The sequence below is a fragment of the Kiloniellales bacterium genome (genome assembly GCA_030064845.1).
Taxonomy (GTDB): domain Bacteria; phylum Pseudomonadota; class Alphaproteobacteria; order Kiloniellales; family JAKSDN01; genus JASJEC01.
This window is the reverse complement of the sequence record JASJEC010000001.1, coordinates 180,822-199,103: the sequence shown is the minus strand read 5'-3', so window position 1 is coordinate 199,103 and position 18,282 is coordinate 180,822. Positions and strand designations below refer to the sequence as shown.

Below are 18,282 nucleotides of genomic sequence, written 5' to 3'. Positions count from 1 at the left end.
CATTCACGGCGCGCTCCTGGCGGGAGCGCATTTGCGCCGGGGCCAGGAGCGGGAGGCGCCGTGGGGTTGGGCCCCACAAGTCCTTCCGTGACGCCGCCCCGGCGCAAATGCGCCCCGTCCCGAAGGGATCCGGCGCAATCGGCCCGCTGCCGCGTTGCTCGTCGTCGAATATGCTCGGCATGTCCTTCCTCCTCGCGCCTAACAGCAGGCCGATTTCACTCGGACCAGGAGCGCGCCCTGGATGTCCACAGGCCCTAATCCTCTGAGATTTTGGACGCGCCCGAATCAAGCGTTACCTCGGCCTCGACCGTAGGGTTTTCCCGCGAATCGAGCACCTCGCGTCCTCTGATGTCGAAGATCGACGCCATGCCACCCCTCTCCCCTCGAGCACGACAACCCGCCACGGCAACACTTTACCGCCCGTCCGAACCGAGGCAAGAGCGGCCAGTCCCCTGGGCGCCGACTCTGCCGCCGGGACCCGAACAGGGCTATTTTGGCGGTGGCTTGAAAAAAATCTGAGCGTGGGGAATAAAACTCGAATTCCTTCGTTGTCATACTAAACAGCCCGGCTAACTGCATAAAAAACCGCCAATAACGGCCGACGGCAACAACGAGGCAAAACGGAACACAACTGAGGGGACGAACCCTTAGGACAGAAAGGAGAGCAGTCCACGAGAAGTCGGTCCGAAGCCGTCCTTGAACCTGCTTTCCAAAAACTGCAAAGATCCCGCCCGATGATCGCTCATCCGGCGGGTTCTTTATTTCCCCATCGCGCAGTTCGCCGGTTCCTCTCGCCCGTGGTGGCGGCCGGCGTGATGCTCGGCGGCCTCTCCGCTGCGCCGGCCGCGCCGTCTTCGCTGCAGGCCGGCCTGACGCAGGCCGGGCAGGAGCGCGCTCTCGATGACTTGGCGAGGGTCGTGCACGCGCTCGTGGCGGGCGCCTCGCCGGGCGTGGGCCTGCCGGAAACGCTGGCGCCCGAAGGAGCGGCGGTCTATCTGGCCTTCCGGCGACAAGGCCTGAAACTCGGTGATGGCTGGGCGGAGGCCCCCACGGCTCTGGCGGCTCTGCGCCGCGCCATCGAAGCACTCCGCAAAAGCACGGCGGAAGCGCCCGATACGGTCGAGCTCGCCTTCGCCTATGATTTCCGGCCCGTCGCCTTCAGCGAGCGGGCGCGCATCCTGACCAACCTGCAGCGGGGCATCGCCGGCGTGGAGCTGCGCTTCGGCGACGCCGTCGAACGGGTCGGACCAACCCAAATGATCGCGACGAACCGCTCCTTCCAGCGGGTCATCGACCGCTTCGCCTCCGCCCGCGGTCTGACCGAACCGGATCTGTCGCGCGGCCTGGGTCTGCGCCGCTTCGCCGCACGGCAATTCCTCGTGTTCCTGGGTCCGGAACCCTCGGCCGTGGCCCTTCATCGCGGCAACCAGGTAGTGCGGCGCGAGGATGTCACTAAATCGGCGGTTGTCGGACTCGCGCGCCGCATGTCCTCCTGGCTCGCCCGCCAGGTCAGGCGCGACGGCCGGATGACCTACAAGTACTGGCCGAGCAACGGGCGGGAATCCCGAGGCAACAACATGATCCGCCAGTGGATGGCCACGCTCGCCCTGGTACGGGTCGGCGAGCACTATCGGGATGCCGATATCACGGCGCTGACGGCGCGCAACATTCGCTATAATCTCGCAGCCTTCTATCGGGAAAAGGACGGCCTTGGGGCGATCGAGTACCGCGACAAGGCGAAGCTGGGCGCGATCGCCATCGCGGCCCTGGCTTTGGCCGAGCATCCCGACCGGAGCGATTTCACCGACGTCGAAGCGGCCTTGAGACGCAGTATCGAGCACCTCTGGGCCGACGACGGATCCTTTCGCACCTTCCTCACGCCGGAAGGCCGCAACGACAATCAGAACTTCTATCCAGGCGAAGCCCTGCTCTATCTCGCGAACCTCTACCGGGAGAGCGGCGATCCGGAGCTGCTCGCTCGGATGATGACGAGCGTGGAGTACTATCGCGCCTGGCATCTGGCAGCCCGCGACCCGGCTTTCGTGCCTTGGCACACAATGGCCTACGCGGAGGTCTGGCGGCGCACCCGCGACCCAGGTTTGCGCGACTGGATCTTCCAGATGAACGACTGGCTGCTCGACATGCAGCAGGCGAGCCTCGACCCGCCCGACATCGATGGACGGTTCTACGATCCGCGCCGGTCCCACTTCGGCCCGCCCCACGCCTCGGCCACCGGGGTCTACCTCGAGAGCCTGATCCAGGCCTTCCAAATCGCCCGCGACACCGGCGACCAGCCGCGCGCGCAAGCCTACCGCCGGGCCATCGTCGGCGGCCTCCGGAGCCTTCTTCAGCTGGAGTTCAAGGATCCTATCGACATGTACTACGTGTCGAAGCGCGACCGGGTCCGTGGCGGCCTCCGCACCACGGTCTACAACAACGAGATTCGCGTCGACAATGTGCAGCACGGTCTGATGGCGGTGCTGGAAATCCTGACCGCCTTCTCGGATGGCGACTACCGCTGAGGGAGACGCGCGGCGGCTGGCTTCAGCAGCGGGGCGGGCCCTGGATGAGACCCCAGCCGTAGATCGGGTCCTTTCCCGGGTCGCCCAAATCCCGAGCCCTCAGCTTGAGTTCCTCGACGATGTCGTCGCTCGCCAGATCGGTCCGCTGGGATAAGAGGTCGGCGGCGAGCGCGGTGACGAAGGGTGCGGCGAAGGACGTGCCGTCGCGATACTCGCCGCCGTCCCTCCGGTCGATCGTCCAGACATCGACCCCGGGCGCGGCGAAACTGACATGCCTGCCTCTGTTGGCCCATCGGTAGACCCGCAGATCGGCGTCGACGCCGGTGACGGCGATCACGCCCTTGTAAGCGGCGGGATAGGCCGGCGGCGCGGCGGGTCCGAAGTTGCCCACAGCGGCGACCACCGCGATTCCTCTCTTCAGGACACGCGGCACCGATGCCGCCAACAAGGTGTTGTCGGGTCCGGAGAGACTGAGGTTGATGACTTGAACCCTTTCCCCGGCGAGCCAGTTGAGCGCCGACACCAGTTCCAGAGCGTCGACGAGCTCCCTGCCCCCGTCCTCCTCGGCCCGCAGAGCGTCGGCGAGGAAGACCTCCGCCGCGGGGATCAGGCCGGGAAACTCGCTGTCGGGCGCTCCGACCAGGATGCCGGCGACCGCCGTGCCGTGGGCGCTCGGCTTCGATGCCACACCCTCGGGGAACGAGCGGACATAGATGGCCCGATCCGCCAGGGCCGGATGAGACACGTCCACGCCGGAGTCCACCACGCCGATCCGGGCGCTGCGCCCGCAGGCGGGACCGGCCGCTTGCCAGGCCACCAGCGTGCGTTGCCGACAATGGCGCCCGGCGCATTCCGGTTCGGAGGACGAGTAGAGGTGATTGAGTGAGAAGCTGGCGTTCGGTGCCTCGCGGCGCAGGACCTCAATGGCTTCTTCCGCGCTTATGCCCACCGGTGGGCTCACCTGTGCGACCGAGAGGCCGAGTTCTCCGAAGTTCCTGACAGCAACAACCGAGTAGGAAAGGTTGCTCAAGGCCGCGAGCGTCTGGGGATCCGGATCGAGCACCAGAACCTCGCGTTCGACGACCGAGGTGCTGCCGCCTTCACTGGCCGCGGATTGGCCCTCGGTCGCTCCCGCGCTGCCATTGCCGCTATTGGCTTCTGCATCGCTGTCGGCGCCGTCCGCGCTACCGGAAGCGCCCCCGTCGCCGCCACCGTCGCCGCCACCGTCGCCGTCGCCGTCTCCATCCCCGTCGCCGTCACCGTCGCCGTCGCCATTCCCGCCGCGGCCTCCCCCGCCGGCGCCACCGCCACCGCCGGCGCTAGCGCCACCGCCACCGTCGCGACCGCCGCCACCGCCGCCACCGCCGCCGCCATCGCCATCGCCATCCCCGTCGCCATCCCCGTCGCCATCCCCGTCGCCATCCCCGTCGTCGGCGAGCGCCGGCGGGACGAGCGTACAGAGCCCGTCGGCGACGGTCTCGCCGGCGCGGTACGGCTGGCCCGTGAGGTACGCGCCAATCAGAACGGCAATGAAGAGGGATACTCGCGGCATTCCCAGGCTACAACCTCTAGGCGTATATTTTTAATCTGACGGCAATTCGGTTGCCGTACTGTAAAAGACAACGTCTTTACCAGCGGTTTAATCCCCTGAGACGAAGTCTTCTAACTGGGTTTTCTTCACTCTTGGTAAAGCTTCGCGCATTGCTGGCAGGTGTTTATCTTGGCGAATGATGTGCAAGCGGATGGCTTTGGAATAAATCTGTTCGGGAAACGTTGTCGAGGTACAGGGCCATGACCGCGTCGGAAGACATCAAGCAGCAGATGGTCGCTCTCCTTCCGCGACTGCGCCGCTTCGGTTACGCCCTGACGGGCTCGACCGAAGAAGGCGACGACGTCGTTCAAGCCGCCTTCGAGAGAGCCCTGAGCCGGCTCCATCAGTGGCAACCCGGCTCGCGGCTCGACAGTTGGATGTTTCGCATCATGCAGACCATTTGGCTCGATCAGATCAGGTCCCGCGCAGTGCGCGCCGTCTCGGTCGACCCCGACGAGCTGGCGGATCAGCCGGGATTGGACGGGCGCCGTGTTACCGAGAGCCACATCACCCTGGAGACCGTGCGGCGGGCGATACAGGAGCTGCCGGAGGACCAGAGAGTCGTTCTCGCCTTGGTCGCGGTCGATGGGCTTTCCTACAAGGAGGCGGCGGAGACGCTTCAGGTTCCCATGGGAACCGTGATGAGCAGGCTCGCCCGCGCGCGTCAGCGGATCATCAGCCAGGCCTTGGATCAAGAAGAAGAAGAGGCGCCCGGCCGGCGCCGAGCAAAGACAGGGGTGGACAGTGTTTGAACTCAACGAAGAGATGCTGATGGCCTTCGCCGACGGCGAACTGGATCCTCAGGTGATGGCCCAGGTCCGGGCGGCACTGGCCGACGACCCGGCGGCCCGCGAGCGGGTGCGCCTCTATCGCCGCACGACGCAGCTCTTGCGCCAGGCCTATGACGCACCGATGCACGAGCCCGTTCCGAAACCGCTGCTCGACGCGGTCGATCCGCGCAACGACGCCACGGGGTCCGGCGAGGTCGTCGAACTGGCCGCGCGGAAGAATTCGGACCGCCGCTGGTCGGTTAGAAGCGCGGCCTTGCCGCTCGCCGCTTCCCTCGCCCTGGTGATCGGCACCGCGGTCGGCTACCGGCTGCAGCCCGCCCCGGTTGACACCTTCGCCGGGGGCGACGGCTTCGCCGGCCGCATCGCGCTCGAGAGCCCGCTGCACAGGCTGCTCGAGACCAAGACCAGCGGAGAACCGCTGGAGTGGGCCGCCGACGAGGGGGCCAGGGTGCGCGCCCTCGCGCAGCTCACCTTCAAGAGCGCGGACGGCCAATACTGCCGGCAATACCGTGTCTCCGTTGCCGGCCACTCGCGAGCCGGCGCGACGGCGGGCATCGCTTGCCGCTCGCCCGAGGGCGGCTGGCGCAATGAGATCGTCGTCAACGTGCCCGCCGATGCCGGCGCGCCGCCTGGGGACAGCTACGTGGCCGCCGGCGGTCGCGGCGTCGAAGCGCTCGACCGATTCATCGAGCCCATCATGGCCGATCCGGCTCTGGGCGCCGACGAGGAGACCCGGGCCATCGATCTCGGCTGGCGTTAGAGCAGCATCGTCCGGCCGAGCACGAGCTTTTCGAGGGAGCGAACGAGAGTCCTTGCACCGGGACGGCCGGGGATCGATGCTGGAGCGGTTGTTCACCGCCCCAAGGCGCTCCCCATGCATCTCCAACTCTTAACCTGGCAAGAGGTCGAAGCCTATCTCAGGACGTCGACCGGCATCATCGTTCCCATCGGCTCCACGGAGCAGCACGGGCCGACTGGCTTCATCGGCACCGATGCGCTCTGCCCGGAGCTGGTCGCCCGGGGCATCGGCGACAAGCTCGAGGCCATGGTCGCGCCGACGCTCTCGATCGGGATGGCGCAGCATCACCTGGGATTCGCCGGCTCCATCACGCTTCGTCCCTCGACCCTGATGGCGGTTGTACAGGATACGGTGAACTCCCTAGCGCGCCACGGCTTCGACCGTTTCTTCTTCCTCAACGGCCACGGCGGAAACATCGCAACGGTGACGGCGGCCTTCTCAGAAGTCTACGCCGAGGCGAGCCTGGGCACCGCCGGTCACAACCGGCCGAGCCTGCGCTGTAAGCTCCAGAATTGGTGGGATTGCGAAGGCGTGAAGCGGATTTCGGCCGAGCGCTTCGCCGAGGCCGAGGGTCAGCACGCGACCGCCTCGGAGGTCTCGCTGACCTACTTCGGCTATCCGGAGCACGGCGAGCGTGTGCGCAAGGCCGAAACCACGCCGTCGATCGCACCGCTCGGGCCGATTTACGACGCCGACGACTACCGGCGCCGCTTTCCCGACGGGAGGATCGGCTCGGACCCGAAGCTCGCGACACCAGAAATCGGCGCCCTGCTCTACGAGGCCGCGGTCGAGGAGATTTCGGGCGCCTACCGGGACTTTCTCGCCGAGGGCTAGCTCCCCCTTTTCGCGGCGCTTTCCAGGAGCCTTTTTACGTCTTTGTAACGTGGCCACGCCCATAGTTGCCGGGCTTACTCCTGGAGGCGTGGATGAAGGCGGAAAACCGTCCGCTGAGCGACTGGTTTAACCGGGTGCGCACCGGACAGGTGCGCCTGCCCCGATTCCAGCGTTACGAGGTTTGGGGCCACGCCGAGGTCAGCAGTCTCTTGGAGACGGTGTTCCGCGAGCTGCCGTCCGGCGCCACGCTGCTGCTGCAGGTGGACGAGGAGGAGCAGTTCCCGAGCCGGTCGATCTCCGGCGCGCCGGACCCGACCGAGAAGTGCGAGGAGCATCTTCTCGACGGCCAGCAGCGTCTGACCGCCTTGTGGCGCTGCGTCAACGACCTCTACGACGACCGCACCTACTTCGTCTACTTCCGGGCGGACAGCGACCACGACGGTGCCGAGATGCCCTGCATCTATGGACAGGCGCGCTGGTGGAAGAACGGCATCCGCCATCCGCTGTGGTGCGACGTGCCGAGGGAGGTCCACGGCCGCGGCTACCTGCCGCTCGGCCTGATGCGGACCGACGACGACATCTTCCGCGAGATCCGCAAGTGGTGCGACCTGGCGACCGCGAACGATCTGGCCGAGAGCCGGGAGCTGGAAGACCGCATCCTGTCGATGCGAAAGCAGATGTTGAGCTACAACCTGCCCTATCTGGCCCTGCCGGCGACCACGCCCCCCGACGTCGCCCTCGACGTCTTCATCAAGCTGAACACCACGGCGGTCAAGCTCTCGACCTTCGACATCATGGTCGCCCGCTTCGAGGACGAGACCGGCCAGTCGCTGCGCCAGCTGGCCAGCCAGCTGTGCCACCAGGTCCCGGCGATCGAGCGATATCTGACCCCAGAGGACCTCATTCTGAGCGCCGCCGCCATGCGCGAGGGCCGCGCGCCGACCCAGGCCAATTACGAGCGCCTCGACCTCAAGCGGCTCCACGACGAGTGGCCGGAGCTGGTCGCCGGCGTGCGCTGGGCCGTCGGCTGCCTCGAGCAGGAGAACGTGTTCGACGAGGCGCGCCTGCCCACGGTCGCCGTCGTGCCGGTCCTGACCGCGCTCCACGCCGACGAAGCGCTCAACCTGGAGCGCAAGGCCGGCGCCAAGACGCTGATCCGCAAGTACCTCTGGCGCGCCTTCCTGACCCGGCGCTACGAGAACTCGGTATCCGGCCGGCAGCTGCAGGACCTCAACGGTCTGCGCTATGTCCTCGCCGGCCACGCCGACGAGACCGAGGTGCCGATCTTCGATCACAACCAGTTCCCCTTGCCGACCGTCGAGGAGCTTATGCTCGCCGGCTGGCCCAAGCGCCGGGACACGCTGGCCCGCGGCATTCTCGCCATCACGCTCAAGGGGGGCGCCATCGACGTCGCCGACAACGAGCCGGTCTCGGCGGGGCACATACGATTGAGGGACTATCAGCACCTCTATCCCTATGCGCTCCTCACCGGCGACGGGCAGATGCCGAACTCAGAATGCTTTCAGGCACTCAACTGCGTGCTGATGACGTGGGACCTCCAACGGTTCCTCTCCGCCCAGAAACCGCGATCCCTGTTCAAGAAGCGCGACAAAGCGGCCGACCTCAGCCGTGAAGTCATCATGGACCGTCTCGGCACCCACGCCGTTCCGATCGACCACCTGCCGCAAGAGAGCTATGCCAAGATCGGCGACCCGGACGACCGTGCGGAGAAGATACGGGTCGACTACCAGGCCTTCCTCAAGGCCCGGGCGGAACAGCTTCGCGAGGCCATCGAGGTGCTGTGCGACGGCGAGGACTGGCCCGGCGAAGGCGCCGCCCGCCGCCCGGCGAAGAAGACCCGGGCGGCATCTTGATCCCTGCGTGAATTAACTGGCCTGCGTCAGGAACCGTCAGTTTCCGGCGTGTCGCGATAGCTCGGTTTTTGTCTCGCAAGCAAGCCCGCTGTAGCCTGCCTGCTATTGGCGCTCCCACGATAGGGCTGAAGTATGGGACCCAGGATCTACAGGGTCGCGGAAATCGGGAAGGGATTTTTGGGCATCATGGCAAAGCCGACGGCCGGCGATGACGCGGCTGCGGCCTTCGCCGAAATCGCGGCGGCCGGGATCATGCAAGTCGCGTCGCTTCTCGAGGAAGCGGAAGCGCAACGACTCGGCCTCGGCCAGGAAGCTGCGCTTTGCCAGGCACACCAGATGCGTTTCGCCGCCTTTCCAATTCCCGACTTCGGCCTGCCCGGATCTCTCGAGGGTTTCGCGGCCTTCACCTCGGATCTCTGCTGCGACATCGCAAAGGGGATCAATACGGCCGTGCACTGCCGCGGCGGCATTGGCCGGTCCGGCCTTACCGCTGCCGGGGTCCTTCTGCACGCCGGTCTGGAGCCGGAAGACGCCTTCCGGATGATCTCCGAAGCGCGGGGCGCGCGCGTGCCCGAGACCCAGCAACAGCATGACTGGCTGATCAATAACAGGCACCGGATCCAAGCGTGGAAGCGCGTCTCCCCGAACACGGAAAGCCTCGATGTACCAGATCGATGATAAGGACAGGGTGCGGAAGCTTTCCGGCGTGCCCCGGCCTGATGTCGGGGCGCCGCTGCCGGTCGTCCTGGCGTCGGAAGGAAACCTGGATCTGGTTTACCGGGTCGACGATCCCGATTCGAAGACGGACCAGGCGACCGACGCCAAGGTCGGCAGCTGTCACGGCAAGCCGGTCGTGCTTCGCGTCCTGTCGGGCGCCATGCACCAGGAGGGCGGGATCTTCTTTCGCAGCGCGAAAGGCGTCTGGCTGGCCGACCAGGTGCCGGCGCGTTACCTCGAGCTTCCCTAAGCGATCCCGACCGGCTTGGCCTTGGCCAGGCGGTCGAACTCCATCAGGGTCTCGACCAGCGCGGGCAGGTCCTTGAGGTGGATCATGTTGGGACCGTCGGAGGGCGCGTTGTCAGGGTCCTGGTGGGTCTCCATGAAGACCGCGGCGACACCGACCGAGACGGCGGCGCGGGCCAGGACAGGCACGAACTCGCGCTGCCCGCCGGACGCCGTGCCCTGCCCGCCCGGCTGCTGGACCGAGTGGGTTGCGTCGAAGACCACGGGGCAGCCGGTCTGGGCCGCCATGATGGGCAGGGAACGCAGGTCGGTCACCAGGGTGTTGTAGCCGAACGAGGCGCCGCGCTCGCAGACCATCACCTTGTCGTTGCCCGAGTCCTTCAGCTTGGCGGCGACGTTCTTCATGTCCCAGGGGGCCAGGAACTGGCCCTTCTTCACGTTGATCGCCCGGCCGGTCTTGGCGGCCGCGACGAGCAGGTCGGTCTGACGGCAGAGGTATGCCGGAATCTGCAGCACGTCGACCGCTTCCGCCGTCGGCGCGCACTGGTCCGGCTCGTGGACGTCGGTGAGGACCGGACAGCCGTAGGTCTCGCGCACCTCGGCGAAGATCGGCAGGCCCTTCGCCATGCCGATGCCCCGCTTGCCAGTGAGGCTGGTGCGGTTGGCCTTGTCGAATGACGTCTTGTAAATCAGCCCGATACCGAGGTTTTTTGCCATCTCGGTCAAAGCATGGCTGATCTCGAGCGCATGTTCGCGGCTCTCCATCTGGCAGGGTCCCGCGATCAGGACGAAGGGCCGGTCGTTGGCGATCTTCAAGTCGCCGACTTCGACGGTGGTGTTGGCAGCGCCGTTGGTGCTCACCTTCTCGCTCCGCTTACATCAGCCGCGACTGCTCGACCGCCGCCTTCACAAACGACGTGAAGAGCGGGTGGGGCTCGAACGGCTTGGATTTCAATTCGGGGTGAAACTGGACGCCGACAAACCAGGGGTGCGACGGCAGCTCCACGATCTCCGGCAGTTCGCCGTCGGGCGACATGCCCGAGAAACGCAGGCCCGCCTCTTCCAGCGCCTTGCGGTAGTTGATATTGACCTCATAGCGGTGGCGGTGGCGTTCGGAGATCTCACGGACGCCGAAGATCTCGTGGGCCCGGCTGCCCTGTTCCATGACGCAGGGGTAGGCGCCCAGGCGCATGGTCCCGCCCAGGTCTCCCTCGGCGCTGCGCCGCTCTACGGTGTTGTCCCGGGTCCACTCGGTCAGGAGCCCGACCACCGGATCCTTGCACGGACCGAACTCGGTCGAGCCGGCGCCCTTGAGGCCAGCAAGCGATCGGGCGGCCTCGACCACGGCCAGCTGCATGCCGAAGCAGATGCCGAAATAGGGCACCCGGTGCTCGCGAGCGAAGCGGACCGCGGCGATCTTGCCTTCCGAACCCCGCTCGCCAAAGCCGCCGGGCACGAGGATGCCGTGCACCCCCTGCAACTCTTCGGTCATGCCGTCCTGCTCGAAGATCTCCGAGTCCAGCCAGTTGACATTGACCTTCAGGTTGTTGGCGATCCCGCCGTGAGCCAAGGCCTCGGCCAGTGACTTGTAGGCATCGATCAGGCTGGTGTACTTGCCGACAACACCTATGGTTACCTCGCCGTCCGGCCGCCGAATCCGCTCTATCACCTGATCCCAGGCCGAGAGGTCGGGCTCGGCTTCGGGCAGGCCGAAGTGGCGGCAGACCTCGGTGTCGAGGCCCTCGGCATGATAGGCGCGCGGTACGGCGTAGATCGTGTCGACGTCGAGCGCCTGGATCGCGGCCTCGGGCCGAATGTTGCAGAACAGCGCGATCTTGCGCCGGGTGTCCTCCGGGATCCGGTGCTCCGTCCGGCAGACCACGATGTCGGGCTGGATGCCGACGCTCTGCAGCTCCTTGACCGAATGCTGGGTCGGCTTCGACTTGAGCTCGCCCGCCGAGGCGATGTAGGGCAGCAGGGTCAGGTGAATGAAGAGGCTGTTCTCCCGGCCCATCTCGTTGCCCAGCTGGCGGATCGCCTCGAGGAACGGCAAGCCCTCGATGTCACCCACCGTGCCGCCGATCTCGCAGACGATGAAGTCCTCGTCCGTGACTCCGCTGAGAACGAACTCCTTGATGGCGTCGGTCACGTGGGGAATGACCTGGACCGTCGCGCCGAGATAGCTGCCGCGCCTCTCCCGCGCGATCACCTGGGAATAGATCTGGCCCGTGGTCACGTTGTCGCCCTTGCGCGAGGGCACACCCGTGAAGCGCTCGTAGTGGCCTAGGTCGAGGTCGGTCTCGGCGCCGTCATCGGTGACGTAGACCTCGCCGTGCTGGTAGGGGCTCATGGTGCCCGGGTCTACGTTGAGGTAGGGATCCAGCTTGCGCAGCCGAACCTTGAATCCGCGCGCCTGAAGCAAGGCGCCGAGCGCCGCGGCGGCGAGACCTTTCCCCAAGGAGGAGACCACGCCGCCGGTGACAAAAATAAAACGCGCCATGGAGCGTCACTATCGTCGGATTCGGTTGCTCCGAGCAAGCCCGAGCCCGCCCGCGAACGAAGTCTTCACGCCTGCGCCTATTCGACGGGTACGGCCGGTCCGGCCGGCGCCTGGGGTTCCGGCACGGCCGGCGCGGTGATCGGCAGGTCGTCGGTGATCGAGCGGCCCCGATCGGTCTGACTCTCGATCCACGCCAGGAGCATGCTCGTGGCCATGAAACAGGCTGCCAGGATCGCCGTCGTGCGGGTCAGGACGTTCTTGGTCGAGCTGCCCGAAAGAAACCCGCCCATGCCGCCGCCACCGCCGCCGCCGCCACCGATGCCCAGACCGCCGCCCTCGCTGCGCTGCAGCAGGACGACGCCGATCATGGCAAGGGCCAGCAACAGATGGATTACCAGTAAAACAGCCGTCATGGGGTGCCTTTCGATCGCGGGCCTGTCCCGGCCGGCGGGCCTTCCGGCCACGCAGGAATTCGCTGAGCGCTATGTAGTCGTTTCGGCCAGCAAAGACCAGCCCGCATTTCGGCCCCGCGGGCTCAGCCCCTTCGGGTCCGGGCGCTCGATTCGAGCCTGCCCCGATCCCCCTTCCCGGGCCTAAGCGGCGCGCGCGGCGATCGCCAGGAAGTCGTCCGCCTTGAGGCTCGCGCCGCCGATCAGGGCGCCGTCCACGTTGGGCACCGCGAGCAGTTCGGCGGCGTTTTCCGGCTTGACCGAACCGCCGTAGAGGATCCGGACGGCCGCGGCTGCGTCGCCGCCGAGCAGGTCTGCCAGTCCCGCACGGATCCCCTCGTGGACCGACGCAACGTCCGCAGGTGTCGCAGTCTTGCCCGTCCCGATCGCCCAGACCGGTTCGTAGGCGATGACCAGGGACGCGCCGTCGGTCGCGACAAGGGAAGAGCGGAGCTGATCCCCCACGACCGCCATGGCCCTGCCCGCCTCGCGCTCGGCCTCGGTCTCTCCGATACAGACGATAGGGCAGAGACCCGCGGCGAGCGCGGCGGCCGCCTTGGCCTGGACCTGAGCGCTGGTCTCGCCGTGGTCCTGCCGCCGCTCCGAGTGGCCGACGATCACGTAGCTGCAGCCGACGTCCCTCAGCATGGCGGCGGAGATGTCTCCGGTGTGGGCGCCCGACTGCGCCGGGTGGCAGTCCTGGCCGCCCAGGGCGACGGCGCTGTTCTTCAGAGCGGCGGCGACCGGCAGGAGCAGCTGCGCCGGCGGGCAAACGAGCAGCTCGCAGGCCGGGCCGGCCTCCGCCGCGCGCGTCGCGATCGCCCCGGCGAGGGCCTGTGCGTCGGCCAGCAGGCCGTTCATCTTCCAGTTGCCGGCGATGAGCTTGTTTCTAGCCACCCAGTTTCCCCCCTGCACGCTCGGAGCCGCCCCCTGCCCCGGTTCTACCTAACACGGCCCCATTCCCGTGGCCAGCGCCCGACCAGTCGCTGCCAAGCCTTTGTTCTCGCAGCGAAGTGAGTAAATGCGCCTTGCCGGGCTTTTCGGCGGTCCCTAAGATGCCGCGCTTCCGCGCAGCGAGCCTCTTCCCGGTCAAGGAACGCGCCTACGATGCTGATTCAGATGCGATCGAAGATCGCCAAGGTCTTCATGTTCTTCCTGTTCGGAATTCTGATCCTCAGCTTCGCGGTCTGGGGCATCGAGGATGTCTTTCTGAACCGCGGCCAGGATGCCGTGATCGCAGAGGTCGGCGACACCGAGGTCCAGCAGACCGAGTTCGCGCGTCTGCTGAACCGGGAAATGAACATCCTGCGACGCCGTTTCGGCGGCCAGTTCGACATCACGCTGGCCCGGTCCCTCGGCCTCGTCGACCAGGTCATCGATCAGCTCGTGACCCGCGCCATGTTCGAGCAGCAGGCCAAGGACATGGGCCTTACCGTGACCGAGGATCAGATTCGCCAGCGCATCCTCGAGGAGCCGGCCTTTCAGAACAGCCTTGGCGATTTCGAACGAGGCCGTTTCCAGCAGGTCCTCGCCAACAACAACCTCACCGAACAGCAATACGTCCGCAGCCTCGGTCTCGCTATCGGACAGCAGCAGATCGTCGAGGCCGTGAGCGGGGCGAGCGAAGCGCCGCAGGACCTGGCGACGGCGCTCTATCTCTTCGAGCAGGAACGGCGGATAGCCGAGATCATCGAAGTACCCCTCGCCGAGCTGCCGGAAGACGTGGCGCCGACGGATGAAGATCTGATGGCGCTCTACGAGGCGAACACGCCGTCTTTCCAAGCGCCGGAGTACCGGACTCTCGTCTTTCTAGCGCTTGACGCCGAAGGTATCGCCGAGGGCATCGAGATCACGGAAGAGGTTCTCCGGGTCGAGTTCGAGCTGCGCCGCGCGGACTTCAGCCAGCCGGAGCGGCGAACCATCGAGCAGATGGTCTTCAGCTCCGAAGAGGAGGCCCGAACGGCAGAGGAGCGCATGTCGGGCGGCGAGGACTTCGCCGCGGTCTCGCAGAACCTCCTGGAGCGCGACCCGGTCGGTCTCGGCCAGTTGTCGGAAGCGGAGCTCTCCCAGCAGCTTCCCGCGGTCGTCGATGTGGTCTTCGCGCTCGACGAAGGCGCGGTCAGCGCTCCGGTGCAGAGCCCCTTCGGCTGGCACCTGATGCGGGTGCTCAGGATCGATCCGGAGCGCGAACCGACCTTCGAAGAGGCGCGGGCCGAGCTGTCACAGGACCTGGCCATGCGCGAGGCGGTCGATGCCATGCTGGAACTGGCGGACAGTCTGGATGACGAACTGGCCGCCGGCGCCTCGATCGAAGAGGCGGCCAGCACCATCGACCTCCCCGTGCGCACCTTGCCGGCTGTCGATCGCTCGGGCCAGGACAAGCAAGGCGAGCGCGTGGCCGGCCTGCCGACCGGCGCGGAATTCATGCAGACCGCGTTCCAGACCGAGCCGGGAGAGACCAGCCTGCTGACCGCGACCCGCGACGGCAATTACTTCGTGCTGCGGGTCGATGGAATCACCGACTCGACGACGCGCCCCTTCGAGGAGGTGCGGAGCGATGTGCTCGAGATCTGGCGGGGCGAGGAGCGCGACCGGCGAACCCAGGAACGGGCCGAAGGCCTTGCCGAGCGGGCCCGCGAGGGTGTCGAGCTCTCGGCCATCGCCGAGGGCGAGAGCCTGGTCGCCTCGACCACCGAGCCCCTGATCCGGGACCCGCGCCAGACCGAGAGCGGCGCGGCGCGGGCGATCGCCGCCCAGCTGTTCGACATGGCCCAGGGCGACATCGCCGTCGTGGCCACACCCGAGGGCCAGGCGGTCGCCAAGCTTACCCAGATCCAGAGCGCGGATGCCGCGGCCGATCCCGATGCGGTCGAGCGCCTGAAGGCGCAACTTGCAGAGGATCTCCAGAACGATCTCTTGGCGGGCTTCGTCTCGACGATGCGGAACGAATTGGGCGTCACGATCGACCAGCGGGCCGTCGAGAACGCGATCCCGACCTACTAGGGCCTGTTGGCACTCACGTCGCGCTTCTGGTCCGAGTGAAATCGGCCTGCTGTTAGGCGCGAGGAGGAAGGACATGCCGAGCATATTCGACGACAAGCAACGCGGCAGGAGGCCGATTTCGCCGGATCCCTTCGGGACGGGGCGCAAATGCGCTCCCGCCAGGAGCGCGCCGTGAATGTCAACAGGCCCTAGCCCATGAAGCCGGTCCCCGATATCGAGCGCTTTTCGGCGCTCTATGCGGCCGGCAAAGCCCAAGTCGTGTCGACCAAGCTGGTTGCCGACCTGGAGACGCCGGTGTCGGCCTTTCTGAAACTTGCCGACGGGCGGCGCTACGCCTGCCTTTTCGAATCGGTCGAGGGCGGCGTCACCATCGGCCGCTACTCGTTCATCGGCCTGAAGCCCGACGTGATCTGGCGCTGCCGCGGCGGGCAGGCGGAGATCAACCGCAAGGCGCGCAACGACCTGGAGGCCTTCGAGACCGAAGCGCTGCCCGCGCTGGAGAGCCTGAGGCGCCTGATCGAGGAGTCGCGGATCGACCTGCCTGATGCGCTGCCGCCCATGGCGGCCTGCCTGCTCGGCTATATGGGCTACGACACGGTCCGCCTCATGGAGCGCCTGCCGGCCGAGAATCCCGACAAGCTCGGACTGCCCGACGGGCTGTTCTTCCGCCCCACCGTCATCTGCGTGTTCGACCGGGTCGAGGACCAGGTGACGGTCTTCACCCCGGTGCGTCCGCGGGACGGCGTCGACGCCGAAGCCGCCTATGAAGAGGCCTGCGCCCGCCTGGCCGATATCGTCGGAGATTTCGAACGCTCCCTGCCCTATCGACGGGAGCCGCTCGAACGCCGCCAGGACCTGCCGCAACCAACGTCGAACATGACACGCGAAGCCTTCTGCAAGATGGTCCGGCGCGGCAAGGAGTACATCTTCGCGGGTGACGTCTTCCAGGTCGTGCTGTCGCAGCGCTTCGCGCTGCCCTTCAAGCCGCCGCCCTTTGCGCTCTACCGCGCGCTTCGGCGACTCAACCCCTCGCCCTTCCTGTTCTATCTCGACCTCGACCAGTTCTCTGTGGTCGGCTCCAGTCCCGAGATCCTGGTCCGCCTGCGCAACGGCAGGGTGACCATCCGGCCGATCGCCGGGACACGCTGGCGCGGGGCCGACGAGGCGGAGGACCGACGACTGGGGGAAGAGCTGCTGGCAGACCCCAAGGAACTGGCCGAGCATCTGATGCTGCTCGATCTGGGCCGCAACGACGTCGGCCGGGTGGCGAAAATCGGTACCGTGGAGGTCACGCAGCGCAACCTGATAGAGCGCTACAGCCACGTCATGCACATCGTCTCCAACGTCGAGGGCGAGCTGGACCCGAAGTACGGTGCCATGGACGCGATGATTGCGGGCTTTCCCGCAGGCACGGTGTCCGGCGCGCCCAAGGTCCGGGCTATGGAGATCATCGAGGAGCTGGAGCCCGAGCGTCGGGGCATCTACGCCGGCTCGGTAGGCTACTTCGGCGCCGGCGGCGCCATGGACACCTGCATCGCGCTCAGGACCTCCGTGGTGAAGGACGGCGTGGTCTACATCCAGGCAGGCGGCGGTATCGTCGCGGACAGCGACCCGGAAGCGGAGTACCAGGAGAGCTGTAACAAGGCCCAGGCCCTGGTCCGGGCTGCGCAGGAAGCCGTTCGTTTCGCCGCCGACCGGAGCTAGAAAACTACTCCGCCCCCGTGGCCTTGGCCGAAGCAGCCATGGCCCGCTCTACCACCGTGGTCAGGGGCACGAGAACGAAGCCGCGGCGCGTCGCTTCGGGGATCCACTGTTGCAGGACGTCGAGGGTGGCGTCGTGGGGATGGGCGATGCCGATCGCTTCGCCGCGGCGCCGGGCGACGCGTTCCAGCTTGCGCAGCTGCGACCAGATCGATCGTTCGTCCTCGGGCGTGTTGTCGATGAAGATATCGCGACCGGCGTGGGGAACCCCGAGGCGGCTGGCCAGGTTGACGCCCACGCTGGAGCCCGCGGTCAGGGAATCGAGGAACAGAAGGCCGCGCGACTTCAGGGCAGCCATCACCTGAGCCATGCCGAGCAGCGAGGTGGTGAAGCGGCTGCCCATATGATTGTTGATCCCGACGTAGCCCTCGAAGCGCCCGAGCGCCCAGTCCAGGCGCCGCTCCAGCTCGTCTTCCGGGAGCCCAACCAGGAGCGCGTTCGGACCCGGATCCCAGCGCAGGTCCTTCGGCTCCATGGGCACGTGCACCAGGAGTTCGTGACCGGCGTCCCGCGCCTGCCTGGTCAGGCCCTCGAGCCCCTCGGCATAGGTCAGGAAGGAGAGGGTCAGAGGCGCCGGCAGGGCGATGGCCCGGCGGGAATTGATCCGGTTGAGGCCGAGGTCGTCGATCACCAGCGCGATAACCGGGCGGCCGCCAAGCCCCGTCACGGAGACGGAGTGACGCTGCCAAAGGGGATCGGTTTCCACGTGGGCATCCGGGACGACGACGCCGAGGGAGTCGTCGGTGATCGGGTAGTCGTAGGCCACCTCGGTCTCATCGGCGGGGATCACCGCGTGGATAATGCCGAGCGGCTCGGGCTCCCCGACCATATCTCCCGTGCTCTTCGAGGCCGGCAAGGGAACCGGGTCCAACGGCGCCGCCGGTTCAGCCGGCCCGGCAGGCGCACGAGCCGCCTCGAGGATGACCTGCGCCGGCAGCAGCGCATCGGCACCCGCTACGCTGGCCGCTGCGAGACCACTCTCCGGCGAGGGTATCTGCCGCTCCGAGCTGGAGCCGCTCTCCGTGCCCATCACGGCGCCGACGAGCAGGCCGACACCGGCGGCTGCCAGCGCGACCACAAGCGAGCCCAGCGCGCCCTGCGGGCGGCCTGAAGCCCAGCGCTGTCCAGTAAACAGGGTCCGGGCGCGGCGCGCCGACTTGGGGTTGATCTCGGAGGCGGGCATGAAGACCGGCTA

At 66.9% G+C, this 18,282-nt stretch carries 16 protein-coding genes; 8 read left to right on the top strand and 8 right to left on the bottom strand.

The window, feature by feature from the left end; genetic code table 11:
• Positions 1–181: hypothetical protein (locus tag QNJ67_00900; GenBank protein ID MDJ0607507.1), on the bottom strand; the 181-nt coding region annotated here is incomplete at its 3' end.
• Positions 182–812: 631 nt separating this feature from the next.
• On the opposite strand from QNJ67_00900, the gene QNJ67_00895 reads away from it, so the two are divergent.
• A complete protein-coding gene (locus tag QNJ67_00895; protein MDJ0607506.1) occupies positions 813–2,522 on the top strand; it encodes a hypothetical protein in 1,710 nt (569 codons plus the stop codon).
• Between the two features lie 22 nt (positions 2,523–2,544).
• On the opposite strand, the gene QNJ67_00890 is transcribed toward QNJ67_00895, so the two are convergent.
• Positions 2,545–4,074 carry a S8 family serine peptidase gene (locus QNJ67_00890; GenBank protein ID MDJ0607505.1) on the bottom strand — a complete coding sequence of 510 codons (1,530 nt, stop codon included), beginning with the start codon at positions 4,072–4,074 and terminating at the stop codon, positions 2,545–2,547.
• Between the two features lie 239 nt (positions 4,075–4,313).
• Here QNJ67_00890 and QNJ67_00885 point away from each other — a divergent pair, with 239 nt between their 5' ends.
• From QNJ67_00885 to QNJ67_00870, 4 genes are all read left to right on the top strand, one after another.
• On the top strand, positions 4,314–4,865 hold the full coding sequence (locus QNJ67_00885; GenBank protein ID MDJ0607504.1) for an RNA polymerase sigma factor: 552 nt from the start codon (positions 4,314–4,316) through the stop codon (positions 4,863–4,865).
• Positions 4,858–5,664, top strand: a complete 807-nt coding sequence (locus QNJ67_00880) for a hypothetical protein (protein ID MDJ0607503.1) — start codon at positions 4,858–4,860, stop codon at positions 5,662–5,664. The genes QNJ67_00885 and QNJ67_00880 overlap by 8 nt, the downstream gene beginning before the upstream one ends.
• 114 nt (positions 5,665–5,778) lie before the next feature.
• The gene (locus QNJ67_00875; GenBank protein ID MDJ0607502.1) at positions 5,779–6,537 is read left to right on the top strand and encodes a creatininase family protein; all 759 of its coding nucleotides are present in this window, start codon (positions 5,779–5,781) and stop codon (positions 6,535–6,537) included.
• Between the two features lie 92 nt (positions 6,538–6,629).
• Positions 6,630–8,411, top strand: coding sequence for a DUF262 domain-containing protein (locus tag QNJ67_00870; protein ID MDJ0607501.1), 1,782 nt, complete (start codon positions 6,630–6,632; stop codon positions 8,409–8,411).
• A gap of 102 nt (positions 8,412–8,513) precedes the next feature.
• On the opposite strand, the gene QNJ67_00865 is transcribed toward QNJ67_00870, so the two are convergent.
• Positions 8,514–9,035, bottom strand: coding sequence for a hypothetical protein (locus QNJ67_00865; GenBank protein ID MDJ0607500.1), 522 nt, complete (start codon positions 9,033–9,035; stop codon positions 8,514–8,516).
• 37 nt (positions 9,036–9,072) lie between these two features.
• On the opposite strand from QNJ67_00865, the gene QNJ67_00860 reads away from it, so the two are divergent.
• A complete protein-coding gene (locus QNJ67_00860) occupies positions 9,073–9,378 on the top strand; it encodes a hypothetical protein (protein ID MDJ0607499.1) in 306 nt (101 codons plus the stop codon).
• Here QNJ67_00860 and kdsA read toward each other — a convergent pair.
• The 4 genes from kdsA to tpiA all read right to left on the bottom strand — a co-directional run bounded on the left by kdsA (position 9,375) and on the right by tpiA (position 13,220).
• Positions 9,375–10,235, bottom strand: coding sequence for a 3-deoxy-8-phosphooctulonate synthase (kdsA, locus tag QNJ67_00855; protein MDJ0607498.1), 861 nt, complete (start codon positions 10,233–10,235; stop codon positions 9,375–9,377). The genes QNJ67_00860 and kdsA overlap by 4 nt on opposite strands.
• A gap of 13 nt (positions 10,236–10,248) precedes the next feature.
• The gene (locus tag QNJ67_00850) at positions 10,249–11,874 is read right to left on the bottom strand and encodes a CTP synthase (protein ID MDJ0607497.1); all 1,626 of its coding nucleotides are present in this window, start codon (positions 11,872–11,874) and stop codon (positions 10,249–10,251) included.
• Between the two features lie 77 nt (positions 11,875–11,951).
• Positions 11,952–12,287, bottom strand: a complete 336-nt coding sequence (gene secG / locus QNJ67_00845) for a preprotein translocase subunit SecG (GenBank protein MDJ0607496.1) — start codon at positions 12,285–12,287, stop codon at positions 11,952–11,954.
• Positions 12,288–12,467: 180 nt separating this feature from the next.
• The gene (gene tpiA / locus QNJ67_00840) at positions 12,468–13,220 is read right to left on the bottom strand and encodes a triose-phosphate isomerase (protein MDJ0607495.1); all 753 of its coding nucleotides are present in this window, start codon (positions 13,218–13,220) and stop codon (positions 12,468–12,470) included.
• Positions 13,221–13,430: 210 nt separating this feature from the next.
• Here tpiA and QNJ67_00835 point away from each other — a divergent pair, with 210 nt between their 5' ends.
• Positions 13,431–15,326, top strand: coding sequence for a peptidyl-prolyl cis-trans isomerase (locus QNJ67_00835; protein MDJ0607494.1), 1,896 nt, complete (start codon positions 13,431–13,433; stop codon positions 15,324–15,326).
• Positions 15,327–15,521: 195 nt separating this feature from the next.
• Positions 15,522–17,030: an anthranilate synthase component I gene (trpE, locus tag QNJ67_00830; GenBank protein MDJ0607493.1), complete on the top strand. Its 1,509-nt coding sequence runs from the start codon at positions 15,522–15,524 to the stop codon at positions 17,028–17,030.
• A 4-nt stretch (positions 17,031–17,034) separates the two neighbouring features.
• Here trpE and QNJ67_00825 read toward each other — a convergent pair whose 3' ends face one another.
• The gene (locus QNJ67_00825) at positions 17,035–18,270 is read right to left on the bottom strand and encodes a divergent polysaccharide deacetylase family protein (GenBank protein ID MDJ0607492.1); all 1,236 of its coding nucleotides are present in this window, start codon (positions 18,268–18,270) and stop codon (positions 17,035–17,037) included.
• Positions 18,271–18,282: the final 12 nt, after the last annotated feature.

Bases quoted from the DNA above. Each gene is read 5' to 3' on its own strand.
- QNJ67_00890 (MDJ0607505.1), bottom strand. From the start codon at position 4,074: ATGCCGCGAGTATCCCTCTTCATTGCCGTTCTGATTGGCGCGTACCTC.
- QNJ67_00885 (MDJ0607504.1), top strand. From the start codon at position 4,314: ATGACCGCGTCGGAAGACATCAAGCAGCAGATGGTCGCTCTCCTTCCG.
- QNJ67_00875 (MDJ0607502.1), top strand. From the start codon at position 5,779: ATGCATCTCCAACTCTTAACCTGGCAAGAGGTCGAAGCCTATCTCAGG.
- QNJ67_00870 (MDJ0607501.1), top strand. From the start codon at position 6,630: ATGAAGGCGGAAAACCGTCCGCTGAGCGACTGGTTTAACCGGGTGCGC.
- QNJ67_00860 (MDJ0607499.1), top strand. From the start codon at position 9,073: ATGTACCAGATCGATGATAAGGACAGGGTGCGGAAGCTTTCCGGCGTG.
- QNJ67_00850 (MDJ0607497.1), bottom strand. From the start codon at position 11,874: ATGGCGCGTTTTATTTTTGTCACCGGCGGCGTGGTCTCCTCCTTGGGG.
- secG (MDJ0607496.1), bottom strand. From the start codon at position 12,287: ATGACGGCTGTTTTACTGGTAATCCATCTGTTGCTGGCCCTTGCCATG.
- QNJ67_00835 (MDJ0607494.1), top strand. From the start codon at position 13,431: ATGCTGATTCAGATGCGATCGAAGATCGCCAAGGTCTTCATGTTCTTC.
- trpE (MDJ0607493.1), top strand. From the start codon at position 15,522: ATGAAGCCGGTCCCCGATATCGAGCGCTTTTCGGCGCTCTATGCGGCC.
- QNJ67_00825 (MDJ0607492.1), bottom strand. From the start codon at position 18,270: ATGCCCGCCTCCGAGATCAACCCCAAGTCGGCGCGCCGCGCCCGGACC.